10 protein-coding genes are annotated in these 13,193 nt (G+C 48.7%); 2 read left to right on the forward strand and 8 right to left on the reverse strand.

Going from position 1 to position 13,193, the window contains the following annotated elements:
• Positions 1–387 precede the first annotated feature (387 nt).
• The gene (adhE, locus tag C9J01_RS12860) at positions 388–3,087 is read left to right on the forward strand and encodes a bifunctional acetaldehyde-CoA/alcohol dehydrogenase (RefSeq protein ID WP_107298558.1); all 2,700 of its coding nucleotides are present in this window, start codon (positions 388–390) and stop codon (positions 3,085–3,087) included.
• A 124-nt stretch (positions 3,088–3,211) separates the two neighbouring features.
• Here adhE and C9J01_RS12865 read toward each other — a convergent pair whose 3' ends face one another.
• The 8 genes from C9J01_RS12865 to cmoA form a co-directional block, all read right to left on the reverse strand.
• The gene (locus tag C9J01_RS12865; RefSeq protein ID WP_107298559.1) at positions 3,212–3,898 is read right to left on the reverse strand and encodes an SDR family oxidoreductase; all 687 of its coding nucleotides are present in this window, start codon (positions 3,896–3,898) and stop codon (positions 3,212–3,214) included.
• A gap of 289 nt (positions 3,899–4,187) precedes the next feature.
• A complete protein-coding gene (locus C9J01_RS12870) occupies positions 4,188–4,694 on the reverse strand; it encodes a VC2046/SO_2500 family protein (protein ID WP_107298560.1) in 507 nt (168 codons plus the stop codon).
• Between the two features lie 129 nt (positions 4,695–4,823).
• Entirely contained in the window at positions 4,824–6,011 is a 1,188-nt protein-coding gene (locus C9J01_RS12875; protein WP_107298561.1) for a MalY/PatB family protein, read from the reverse strand.
• Positions 6,012–6,119: 108 nt separating this feature from the next.
• Positions 6,120–7,088 carry an alpha-L-glutamate ligase-like protein gene (locus C9J01_RS12880; RefSeq protein ID WP_107298681.1) on the reverse strand — a complete coding sequence of 323 codons (969 nt, stop codon included), beginning with the start codon at positions 7,086–7,088 and terminating at the stop codon, positions 6,120–6,122.
• Positions 7,089–7,097: 9 nt separating this feature from the next.
• Positions 7,098–8,603: an inactive transglutaminase family protein gene (locus C9J01_RS12885; RefSeq protein ID WP_107298562.1), complete on the reverse strand. Its 1,506-nt coding sequence runs from the start codon at positions 8,601–8,603 to the stop codon at positions 7,098–7,100.
• A gap of 20 nt (positions 8,604–8,623) precedes the next feature.
• Complete coding sequence (locus tag C9J01_RS12890) at positions 8,624–9,391, reverse strand: ATP-dependent zinc protease family protein (RefSeq protein WP_107298563.1); 768 nt, start codon at positions 9,389–9,391, stop codon at positions 8,624–8,626.
• 90 nt (positions 9,392–9,481) lie between these two features.
• Complete coding sequence (cmoB, locus tag C9J01_RS12895; protein WP_107298564.1) at positions 9,482–10,456, reverse strand: tRNA 5-methoxyuridine(34)/uridine 5-oxyacetic acid(34) synthase CmoB; 975 nt, start codon at positions 10,454–10,456, stop codon at positions 9,482–9,484.
• Between the two features lie 14 nt (positions 10,457–10,470).
• A complete protein-coding gene (cmoA, locus tag C9J01_RS12900) occupies positions 10,471–11,199 on the reverse strand; it encodes a carboxy-S-adenosyl-L-methionine synthase CmoA (RefSeq protein ID WP_107298565.1) in 729 nt (242 codons plus the stop codon).
• 452 nt (positions 11,200–11,651) lie between these two features.
• Between cmoA and C9J01_RS12905 the strand changes: the two genes are divergently transcribed.
• Positions 11,652–13,052: a cytochrome c peroxidase gene (locus C9J01_RS12905; protein ID WP_107298566.1), complete on the forward strand. Its 1,401-nt coding sequence runs from the start codon at positions 11,652–11,654 to the stop codon at positions 13,050–13,052.
• Positions 13,053–13,193 lie beyond the last annotated feature (141 nt).

Here is a 13,193-nt window from a genome sequence, read left to right on the forward strand (position 1 = left end):
AATGCTGATGCTCTGAAAACTGTGATTTAGGTCTCGTTATTGTCTATATATGACAAATTGTGTAGCTTTATTACGTAATAATATGGCTTGATGTTTGCGTGATTTAGCTTCACTTCGCTGCACTTCAAGCGGTATGGTCACAAATCAACCGCTTAGGTTATTGTTTTTGGGTGATATGGGTCAAAAAATAACAAAGTGTAACTCTAAATGGTTACAAGTGATCTAAATCAATTTTTTTCGCGGTGTGAAAGAATATAATCAGTTTTGAAAGCAATTTACTAAGTATGTGTGTTACCGGTTTTTTGAGCAGGATCGCTCCCGGATAACCCAAAAGGATGTGAACGCATCCTTACTAAAAAGTTTTCAATCTTAAGTTAGGAGTTAACTATGCCTGTTACTAATATGGCTGAACTAGATGCAATGGTTGCACGCGTTAAAGCGGCTCAGAAAGAGTTTGCGACTTACTCTCAGGAGCAAGTAGACAAAATCTTCCGTGCTGCATCTCTAGCGGCTAACCAAGCACGTATTCCTCTAGCGCAACAAGCGGTAGAAGAGTCAGGTATGGGTATCGTCGAAGATAAGGTTATTAAAAACCACTTCGCTTCAGAATTTATCTACAACAAATACAAAGACGAGCAGACCTGTGGCATCCTTGAAGAGGATGACAACCTAGGTACTATGACTATCGCAGAGCCAGTGGGTATCATCTGTGGTATCGTACCAACCACAAACCCAACCTCTACTGCTATCTTCAAATCTCTAATCTCTCTAAAAACCCGTAACGGTATCATCTTCTCGCCACACCCACGTGCGAAGAACTCTACCAACGATGCAGCTAAATTGGTTCTAGAAGCGGCTATCGCTGCTGGTGCACCAAAAGACATCATCGGTTGGATCGACCAGCCATCTGTAGAGCTTTCAAACGCACTGATGAAGCATGATGACATCGCACTTATCCTTGCAACTGGTGGTCCAGGCATGGTTAAAGCAGCTTACTCCTCTGGTAAGCCAGCAATCGGTGTAGGTGCGGGTAACGTTCCAGTGGTTATTGACGAAACTGCAGACGTTAAGCGTGCTGTTGCTTCTATCCTGATGTCTAAGACTTTCGATAACGGCGTAGTGTGTGCTTCTGAGCAGGCTGCAATCGTTGTTGACGAAGTATACGACGAAGTAAAAGAGCGTTTCGCTTCTCACAAAGCTTACGTTCTATCTAAGGCAGAAGCTGAGAAAGTACGTAAAGTACTGCTTATCGACGGCAACCTGAACGCGAAAATCGTAGGCCAGCCAGCTCCAGCTATCGCTGAAATGGCAGGCGTTAAAGTTCCAGCTGACACCAAGGTACTTGTAGGTGAAGGTCTGGGCAAAGTGTCTTACGACGATGCATTCGCTCACGAGAAACTATCTCCAACTCTAGGTCTATTCCGCGCTGACAACTTCGAAGACGCTGTTGAGCAGGCTGTGACTATGGTTGAAATCGGTGGTATCGGCCACACATCTGGTCTTTACACTAACCAAGACGTGAATGCAGACCGCATCCGCTACTTCGGCGACAAGCTGAAGACTGCACGTATTCTTGTAAACATCCCTACTACTCACGGTGGTATCGGTGACCTGTACAACTTCAACGTTGCACCGTCTCTAACACTGGGTTGTGGTTCATGGGGTGGTAACTCTATCTCTGAGAACGTAGGTCCTAAGCACCTTATCAACAAGAAAACTGTAGCTAAGCGAGCTGAAAACATGTTGTGGCACAAACTACCTAAGTCAATCTACTTCCGTCGTGGTAGCCTGCCAATCGCGCTTGGCGACCTAGAAGGCAAGAAACGTGCGTTCCTTGTAACTGACCGTTTCCTATTCAACAACGGTTACGCTGACGATGTAGTACAGCTACTTAAAGCGCAAGGCATTGAAGTTCAGGTATTCTTCGATGTAGAAGCAGATCCTACTCTATCTGTGGTAGAGAAAGGTGCAGCTGCAATGCAAAGCTTCCAGCCAGACGTTATTCTAGCTCTTGGTGGTGGTTCACCGATGGATGCTGCGAAGATCATGTGGGTAATGTACGAGCACCCAGAAACACACTTCGAAGAACTAGCAATGCGCTTTATGGATATCCGTAAGCGTATCTACAAGTTCCCGAAAATGGGTAAGAAAGCAGAACTAGTATGTATCACTACTACTTCTGGTACAGGTTCTGAAGTAACTCCATTTGCGGTTGTTACCGATGACAAGACTGGTGCTAAATACCCTCTAGCGGACTACGAGCTAACTCCACAGATGGCTATCGTTGATGCCAACCTTGTGATGAACATGCCTAAGTCGCTAACAGCGTTCGGTGGTTACGATGCAGTAACTCACGCCCTAGAAGCTTACGTTTCTGTTCTTGCGAACGAATACTCTGACGGTCAGGCTCTACAAGCTCTTAAGATGCTTAAAGAATACCTACCATCAAGCTACGCAAATGGTGCTAACGACCCAATTGCTCGTGAGAAAGTACACAACGCAGCAACTATCGCTGGTATCGCGTTTGCCAACGCCTTCCTAGGTGTTTGTCACTCAATGGCGCACAAAGTAGGTGCTGAGTTCCACGTACCTCACGGTCTTGCTAACGCACTACTTATCTCTAACGTTGTTCGTTACAACGCGAACGACAACCCAACTAAGCAGACTGCATTCTCTCAGTACGACCGTCCACAGGCACGCCGTCGTTACGCAGAAGTTGCTGACCACCTAGGCCTATCTCAGGAAGGTGACCGCACTGCACAGAAGATCGAGCGTCTACTTGCATGGTTGGATGAGCTGAAAGTTAACCTAGAAATCCCAATGTCTATCCAGGCTGCGGGTGTTGCTGAGTCTGACTTCCTAGCGAAGCTTGACGAGCTAGCGGTTGAAGCGTTCGATGACCAGTGTACTGGTGCGAACCCACGCTACCCTCTAATTGCTGAGCTGAAAGAAGTTCTACTAGCTTCTTACTACGGTAAGGCGTTTGTTGAAGGTGAAACTTTCGAAGGCACAACGGTCATCAAGAAGAAAGAAGACCAGGAAGCTGTGAAAGCACCAAAAGCTAAAAAAGAGAAAGCAGAAGCTTAATCATTGTTTAGCTAGCGCACTTTAGACTACCTATTTAGCCCGCCATTTTGGCGGGCTTTTTTATTGGGTCGAAAAGGGGATAGCGTAATAGGGGGAATAAAGAAGCAGGAAAAATTGAGGAAGATTAACTGACTTCGGCTTCGATCATCCTGCCGTTGAAGTAGTCATTGGCAACAATATATTCGGCACTGCGGGCGATTTCGTATTGCAGTGGTGAGCTGAGTTTATGGTGGTGGTTGTTACAAGGGCATTCAATAGTGAGTGGCACGACTCCGCCAACACGGATATTGAACTCTGCTAACTCTTTGGCCCAGCTTTGGGTCAAGCCCGAAACAATGGCTTTCGAGCCCGAATGGACAGAATTGTGCAAACAATCCTCATTGGCTGCTAGGTTGATGATAACCCCATGGCAGTTGTGGTCGCGCATATAGTGAGCGGTCTGCTTGCCGAAGGTAAAGAAAGGCGTCGCTTTTTCATTCATTGAACGGCTGAATTGATCCACTGAAGAAGGACTTAATAGTGAAGGCAGGGCTGAGTCCACCCAACAGTTCACGAGTACTTCTATTTTGCCAAAATGCTGGTGGATATTATTGATGAGGGTAGCTATGGTGCGCTCGCTTTGATCCGGGATCAGATAGGATTGGCATGGTGCCCCGATGGCCTGACAAGCTTGCAAAGTTTGCCCTAGCGCATGTTGACGTTCATCGACCAAGGCCAGTTTTGCCCCTAGTGAGGCAAAATGGAGCGATAGGGCTTTACCCAAGGGACTCCCTGCCGCTGTGATGATAATGACTGAATGTGCGATATTCATAGCTCTTCCTATATTAGGCTGCCGACACATTGTTACTGTCAAAAAGCCAACTTACAAATCATAGACTTAGGTTACGCAGTCCCAGAGTAGCTGTCTGTGAATAATCCCCCAAACTTGCGACCTAGCATTAAAATGTTAGTGAACTGTGATCACTGTGCAGCATAAAGGTGACAAAGCTATGAAGGCGGTCACGAAATTAAATTCGTAATGATAATCATATCAACGTAATAACTAGCAAGTTAGCTCATTTTGACTTCAAATTTAGGCAAAATCACCCAATAGGATGCGTTCAGGCGCCGTACATTTCGGCGAAGCGTTTGGCTTGGACCAGTGACAGGTATAGATCTTGTGGAGATGCCTTGATGGTTGCATCTTCAGTGGGAGGCAACAGGCGGCGTTCATGGCCTGATAGGTTGTGGTACACCTCTTCTGGCATACCCTTGGTGCCTTGTGGCGGGTAGGTCAGAGGGGTTGGTTTGAGGCTATCGAGCAGGCGGGCATCGGCTAAGCCGCTTTCATGGAAAGCTTGTGCTTGTAGGGCGGCATTCTGGTAGCTGCTCTCTGTTGTCGACAGCGGCTGCGGCTCAGGGAGTTCAAAGTATGCGCGAAGCTCGCTTTCTGTTTTGCCTGCGGCAGGTAGCGCGTCAACGGGGGTGGTTTCCAGTTGCTCGGGAGAGAGCAGGGCGAGCATCAGGGCAAAATCGGCACGACGTCCCCCCTCAACCGCATGGCTGAGTTGGCTGCCAAGCTGAACTTCATTGATCAGCTGTGCTTTGTCGAGTGAATGGATTTGCATGGATGCTGTACCGAGAAAACCTACCAGTGTTATAGGGTTTGTATCGGTACAGCCGGTGATTTCTTTAATAAAAAATACGGCGAGACAAGTGAATGGTTACTCTTTCGCCAATTACTGCTTATGTGGGGGCTATTGCTGCTCCTGCAAGGAATTAACAGCTTGCTCCATACGTTGTAAAGCCTCAACCAATGTTTGGTGGCGGCAGGCAAAATTTAGCCTGACAAAGCCAGGGTGACCGAAATCTGCTCCGGGTGACAGCCCCACACCGGCCTGCTCGAAGAATTTGAAGGGGGAAGGGACGGGCAGTGCCGTAGCGTCAATCCAGGCTAAGTATGTGCCCTCGATGGGTTGAAGGGTGAGATAGGGCATGCGGTTAATGGCCTGTTCGACAGTAGTTTTGTTTTGCCTTAGGTAAGCAAGTTGCCTGTCGAGCCAAGGTTGGCCGTGCTCATAGGCTGCTTGGGCGGCAGTGTAAGCCAGAACATTAACATCCGGTACGATCCCGGCTTTGGTACGGATGAATTCCCGCCGTAATGTTGGGTTAGGGATGATAGCCATCGAGGCACCAAGGCCAGCGATGTTGAATGTTTTGCTCGGTGCGATCAAGGTAATAGATCGCTGTGCTGCATCCTCATTGAGGCTGGCAAAAGGAATATGCTGGCAGCCAGGCTCGAGAAGCAAATCACAATGGATTTCATCAGAGCAAACAATCAAATCCTGCTGTTTGGCAAAGTCAGCAACGGCTTCCAGTTCGTTTCTTCGGTATATCGTGCCACCAGGGTTTAATGGGTTGCAAAACAACAGCAGCCGCGTGTCAGGTAATAGCGCGTTTTCATCCAGAGACATCAACCAGCGTTGCCCTTCAAGCAATACCGGTAATTTGCTCAAAGAACGCTTTGCAAGTTTAGCCGATGATTTGAATGGTGGATAAATCGGACTCGGGCAAGCGACTCCTTGCTCTGCATCGCAAACGGCACGGACTGCCAGATTAATTCCGCAGACTAATCCCGGCAAATATACAATCCACTCTGGCTCGATATGCCACTGATACAGGCGCTGAATACGTTCGACGATGAGATCCGTCAGCGCCTTAGGGGCACTACCATAACCAAATATACCGTGATCGACGTGGTTATGTAGGGCATTAGTGATAGCTTCTGGCACCTTGAAGTCACTGTCGGCGACCCACATAGGGAGTACATCTTGGCCTTGGTATTTCTGCCATTTGATACTATTGCTGCTGGTACGGTCAATGTGTTGATCAAACAAGGGGTCGGGTTGAGGACTAGCTGATTTAGCTGGTTTAGCGGGCTGCATGAAGAATCCTTTGCGCAAATTAACTCGCCTATTATTGCCACATGAGCAAAAAATAAAAAAGCCCCAGCACATGGCTGGGGCTTGATATTTTAGGTTTCGAGATTAGCGCTAGAACTTTGATTTTACGCCAAATTGATCTGCAGCGTAGGCAACTCGCTCTTCCGGTGTCGGTGGCTTGGCTGGCACGCCTAAGTTTTCAATATGCTGTAAGCGCGGTAACAGGCCGGCACCATTTGCCGTCTGAATTGCCAGACCTGGACGCGCATTGAGCTCAAGTACCATCGGCCCATAGACCTTGTCCAGAACCATATCTGTACCCATATAGCCAAGGCCAGTCATTTCCCAGGCGCTAGAGGCGAGGGTAAGCAGCTTGTGCCAGTTCGGTACCGCGAGCTCACTTAGCAGGCGGTCAGTATCCGGGTGACGTTCGACCGGCTGGTCAAACTGAACCGCTCGGATAGCCTTACCGGTCGCGATATCAATACCCACCCCGACCGCACCTTGGTGCAAGTTAGCTTTACCGTCGGAAGCTGCCGTCGAGCAACGCATCATCGCCATTACTGGGTAGCCCTTGAAGACAATAACCCGGACGTCAGGCACACCTTCGTAGCTGAAGCCATCGAATACATCGTCGAACTGGATCAGGTTCTCGATCATCGCCACGTCATTCTTACCACCTAGCGAGAATAGTCCCGCTAAGGTGTTGGTAATGTGACGCTCGACATCTTGCTTGTTCATTTCGGCACCGGATGGTTTTACATAGATCCCGTCCTTGTGCTTGACCACAACCAAAATACCTTTACCACCTGAGCCTTGGGCTGGCTTGATAACAAAACCCGGCCAGTCCTTGACCATGTCGTGGACGCGCTTGACGTATACTTGGCTGTCGATAACCCCAATCAGTTCCGGGACCGTGGCCCCGGCTTGTTTGGCAATCAACTTGGTCTTGAGCTTGTCGTCAACCAGCGGATACAGGCTACGGTCATTGTAGCGACCGATGTAGCTGTGGTTGCGCTGGTTCATCCCCATGATCCCGCGCTCGCGCAGCTTGAACGGGGACGTAAACTGTGAAAACAGTGACATAGTTTAGTCCTCCGCTAATGGCTTGAAGCGGCGTAGCTCGCTCAAACGGTAACCCGTGTAGTTACCTAGCATCAGGATAAGCGCCAGGATGATCAGCTGAATACCGATAAAGTTGAATGTCAGGTGACGGATCAATGGGTTAGTCATCGCCAAGTAAACGAAGACCGCAGTAAGCAGCGAGCCACCACCTTGGATTAATACTTCCTTCGCCCCTTCCTCTTCCCACAGGATAGACATACGTTCGATGGTCCACGATAGGATGATCATCGGGAAGAAGGTGATAGTCAGGCCTTCTACCAAGCCAATCTTGAAGGCAACAACGGTGAAGACCGAGATAATCATGATAACCGTGATGATTACCGCAGATATCCTTGCCACCAGTAGCAGGTTGAGTTTGGAAAGATAACTACGGATCACCAAACCGGTACCGACAATCAGCAGGAAGCCAAGGATACCGGTAACCAGCTGGGTCTGCACAAATGCGACCGCTATCAGAACGGGCATGAAGGTACCAGAGGTCTTCAGGCCGACGATGATACGCAGGAATACCACAATCAGGGCACCGATAGGTACTAGCATGATGGTCTTGAACATGGCTTGTTCTTCAACCGGCAGGCTATGGATCGAGAAGTTCAGTAGATCTTCGGCCTGCACCTTCTCGCGAGTTGCCTGCTGCGGAGTGATATCCTGGGCAATAATCGAGAAGCTGATGTTGGAGTTACGACCACCGATCACATCTAGTAGGGAGTGACCTTGCTGGTTCCAAAGCAGGATGTTGTCTGGTTTGCCTTCTTGGCCGGTTTGCAGGTCAAACAGTTCCCAAACCTGACCGTTCCACACTTCAACCATTGGGGTAATGCTCTGGCGACGTCGGCCATCTTCCAGTTGCAGGCCACCAACGATACGGGCGTGAATTTTCTCTAGGGACAGTAGGTTGATAATCGCTTGCTCGCGACTCAAGCTGTTTAGCAACAAGGCCGCATTTTGGTTATTGCGGTCGTTGAATTGCTTGATTAACTCACGGGTCAATGTGACGTTGTCAGAAGACAGGCTGCGGGCTTGGTCGAGCAGGGCTGTCGCAGCGGTTTGCTGCGGGTTATCTAGGCTTACCGCAACGGTATCGCCTTTAGGCGGTACCATATTGAAGCTTGCCTGATCATCGACCAGCATTTGGGTTTTGTAGTAAAGGATTTGCTTGCCGGTCGCTTCGCGGATCGACCATTCTGCTCGGCGGCCTTTGTTGGTATCAATCAGCGCGACGCCATAACCCGGTGATGAGGTACTCTCATCAATTTGTGTGAACCCTTGCTGGGTTTCCGGCGCGGCCATAGAGACTTTTACCGGGTCACCAATAGCATCGAATTCAATTCGAGCCTCGAGCTCCCATAACGCGCGTTCTTCACCTGGCGTCCATGGCACCCCGTAGACATCGTGGCGGTACATACTCAGTGCCGCCCCTGCGATGACTAGCAGGGTAATAAGAAAATAAAACGGGATTCTTGATGTCATGACGTCCTCATCATTTGTTATTAGTTTTGTTGTACTTGTTGTTCATTCATTCCTTGAACAAACTTTTTACCTACGTCAACAAGCGCTATGTCTTTGAAAAACTCTCGCCCTAATAATACTGGATAGGTCATTTGTGTGCGATCTGCCAAAGTAAATTGTGCTTTTTCATGAAGCTGGCCGAGTTTTACCCATGCTTCGATGACAGGGCGACGGTTTACGCCGTTCGCACTGGCTTGGCGGATTTTGACCCAACGAACCACAGGCGCTTCGACAATATCGGCCTCACTCGGGTTTTCATCCGATGTGTGGTTCATATTAAAGCGTGCCCATTCTTTGCCATCACGCTCGAAAATCTGGATGTTGGTGGCACTGACCGATGAGGTCGTTGCGCCGGTATCAACACGGGCTTTGTAAAAGCTCTGGGTAGCGTCCAGCCACACCCATTCCTCTTCCCCTAAAATCACCTTGCCATGGGCAACGCGAGGGTCGTTATCAATGATGACAGGGATAGGAGCGGCCTCTTCTTCCTCTTCGGTATAAGCCAGCAAGGTAGAATCGGTGTAGCGTTGGCTCATATCATCAGAAAGAGTAGAAATTTGCCTCTCTAACTTATCAATATTAGCGTTTTGGTCATCAATTTGTTTGATCATGGTTGCAAGCTGGAAATTTACACGATCTTCCATGACGTTAATCGCTTGCATAGTTTGCTCATGGTCTTGTTGTGGCTGGGTAAGGCTACAGCCAGAAAGGACGGCAAAGGTCAGTAATGGTACAAAGCGGCGAAGCATTATATCTCCCGGAGGTACTTCTAATTTTTTCTTAGGCGGCAATATTTTAACTTACAAAAAGGGATGCGAACAGCACCCCCTTGTCAGTAGTTAGTCAGGATTTCGTGCGACTAGCACGGCACGCTTAGGTGCAGGGTAACCTTCGACCGTTTTTGTCGGGTCGTTAGGGTCTAAATATTCCGGTAGGGAATTGTTGGTCATCCAGTCAGTGGAGCGTTGTTCGTCGGTAGTGGTCACACACTCGTCGACAATTTTAACGTCAACCAGGCCACATTTTTCCATCCATACTTTCAGCGCTTTTGCTGACGGGAAGAAGTAGACGTTATGCATCTGGGCGTAACGGTGGGTCGGTACCAGTACATCGTTCTCGTCGCCATCGATCACCAGTGTTTCCAAAATCAGTTCGCCATCTTTGCGTAGCTGGTTCTTGAGTTGGATGATGTGATCAAGCGGTGAGCGGCGGTGATAAAGCACACCCATTGAGAAAACGGTATCGAAAGCCTTCAGCTCAGGTAGTTGTTCAATACCCAGCGGCAGTAGGTAAGCACGATCGTCCATCCCCATCAGGCGCTTGATGGCCTCAAACTGGATCAGGAACAGGTTTGAAGGGTCGATACCCACGGTCAGTTTGGCTTCTTCACCCAACATACGCCACATGTGGTAACCGTTACCACAGCCAACATCCAGCACGGTGCGGCCTTTGAGTGGTGAGATATGTGGTAAGACGCGGTCCCATTTCCAATCTGAACGCCACTCGGTATCAATATGGATACCGTGCATTTCATAAGGGCCCTTGCGCCATGGGTGAAGCAGGCGCAGCAAGCTCTCAAGGCGTTTTTGCTCGCCTTCGGCAATACCATCCTCATTACGCACGCTGACCGCATTTTTCAGGTCAATGATATCTGGCTTGTCGGTTGGGAATTTTTTAAGGGCACGCATCCAGCGTCCCATATCACCGTGAGCTTTTTCTTCCCAATCGCTCAATTGCTTTGGCAGGGTGTTTAGCCAAGGGCGCAGTGTTTCATGCTGGGCAAGGAGCTGGTAAAACTCAGCAAAAGTAAACATAGACAATAGAAACCTTATTTAATGGCAAACATCGAGCCGAAGTTGAAGCATTGGAACCAGACTTCTGAGCTGGTGAAGCCGATTTTTTCAAAGCGTTGTTTATGAGTATCGATGCTGTCTGGCAGCATAACGTTTTCGATGGCACTGCGTTTCTGGCTGATTTCCAGTTCGCTGTAACCATTGGCACGCTTGAAATCGTGGTGCAGGTCGATGAGTAGCTCGTGGGCACGCTCATCGTCGAAGATGTATTTTTCTGACAGGATCAAAATACCGCCTGGGCGCAGACCAGCATAAATTTTCTCTAGCAGGGTTTGGCGATCATCGGGAGCTAGAAACTGCAAGGTAAAGTTAAGTACCACCACAGAGGCATCGCTGATCTCGATATCGCGGATGTCTGCTTCCACAACCTGTACCGGTGTGTCTGAGCGGTAGGCATTAACGTGCAGGCGGCAGCGCTCTACCATGGCGCTGGAGTTATCGACTGCGATGATTTCGCAGCCTTCCTGCTGGATATGGCGACGCATTGATAAGGTCGCCGCACCTAGGGAACAGCCTAGATCGTAAACTTTCGAGTGCGGTTTGGCGAAGCGTTCAGCCAACATACCAATGGCAGAAATGATGTTGCTGTAGCCCGGTACCGAGCGCTGGATCATATCCGGAAAAACTTCGGCTACACGTTCGTCAAACGTAAAATCACCGATTTTATCTATCGGCGCCGCAAAAATATTGTCGTGACCGGCCATCTTCACGAACCTCATCTATAAAAAAAACAGGGATCCCAAATGATAAGTATGAACTTTTCTGCGCCTTCGGCGTCAATCAACATACTGGGGTGATCCATCACCGCTGAAAGGTCGCGTATTGTAGTGAAAATCCGGCCATTTGTCTTTAATGATTTTTTTCTGCTTTGCACTTCCCCTATAGCAAAATAGGGTAGGAAATCAGGTTTAGGATTTCCCTGCTCCAGCCGAAAGCCAGAATATGAAATGTAACAAAATGTTTGTTGCTGTTATGTGTAAAATCAGTACATATCCCGCCAATGGTGCATCAGACTGCTTATTAATAAACCTATAGTTGTTAAGGTTATGTTTTATCGGATAAATCAATTGGCCTTTACGCTTTTTTCAATTGGAAAGGTGGTTTCCTAGCTTTTATCTTCCCCGCATATCTAGGGGGAGTATAGGGGGAGTAGTAAATGCGTAAATTCTATTATGCGGTTGGTGTGGGCCTTGTCGGCTACCTGGCCTCGGTCTACACGGTCGATAAGTTTGACCAGCAACTGGCGGTAACCCGTTACCATGAAATTGCCAAGCAGGATATCAGCCCGCTTTCAACTGCGGCATTCGATGTACTGAACAAAAACGGCTGTTCATACTGCCATACTAGCGATAGTGAAATGCCATTCTATGGCAACCTTCCGGTTGCTAAGCAATTGATGGATAAAGATGTAGAGGACGGTACCCGCCACTTCTACGTTGATGCCATGTTAAATCAGGTCCGCGCCGGTGAATTGGTGTCAGAAGTTGACCTGGCTAAGCTTGAGTCGGTACTTGAAGATAATTCGATGCCGCCAGCTCTGTACCTGACTATGCACTGGCGTTCGAAACTCTCTCAAGAAGAAACTGAAACACTTCAAGCTTGGGTGAAGCAAGAGCGCTTGCGCCACCATACCGAGCAGCAAAATATAACGGCTGAATTCAAATACGAAGCGGTTCAGCCTATCCGTACTACTTTCGATGTTGAAACGGCAAAAGTTGAGCTGGGCGACAAGCTTTATCACGATACCCGTCTTTCAGGTGATAACACGGTCTCTTGTGCCAGTTGCCATGGCTTGGACACCGGCGGTGTAGATCGCCTGGTGACTTCTGTGGGTGTTGGCGGCGCAATTGGCCCAATCAACGCGCCAACAGTGTTTAACTCCGTGTTCAATACCCATCAGTTTTGGGATGGCCGAGCGCATGATTTGCAGGCTCAGGCTGGCGGTCCACCGTTGAACCCATTGGAGATGGCTTCTGACTCTTGGGAGCAGATCATCGAAAAACTTGAGGTTGATGATGAAATGAACGCTGCCTTTGCTGCCATTTATGCAGAAGGTATTACGGAACACAGTATTACCGATGCGATAGCCGAGTTCGAGAAAACCCTGGTGACGCCTAACAGTCGCTTCGACCAATTCCTACGTGGCAACTATGACGCACTGAGTGCCGAAGAACAAGAAGGCTATGCTCTGTTCAAAGAACACAAATGTAGTACTTGCCACGTTGGCGAAGCGATGGGGGGCCAAAGCTTTGAGGTGATGGGTCTTAAGCATGACTACTTTGCCTCGCGCGGCGGTGAGTTGACTGAAGCCGATTACGGCCGCTTCAACGAAACGGGTGATGATCGTGACTTGCACCGCTTCAAGGTTCCGACTCTGCGTAACGTTGCCCTGACGGCGCCGTACTTCCATGATGGTAGCGTAGAAACCTTGGCGGATGCCGTCGATAAGATGGCGTACTACCAGGTTGGCGTTAAGCTATCGGAAGCTGAGATCGGCAAGATTACCGCGTACTTAGAAACCCTTAACGGTGAGTACAATGGCCAGATTTTGCAGTAATAGCCACATTCTATAACTGCAAGATACAACACCCCGTAGTTTAAGCCTGCGGGGTGTTTTTTTATGGGGGTGTAGTCAGTTAGCCTCAAGAGTGGAAGTTAAAATTGATAGTACATATATTGTCGGCTAAGTGAAGGAATG

Source organism: Photobacterium rosenbergii, from assembly GCF_003026455.1.
Classification (GTDB): domain Bacteria; phylum Pseudomonadota; class Gammaproteobacteria; order Enterobacterales; family Vibrionaceae; genus Photobacterium; species Photobacterium rosenbergii.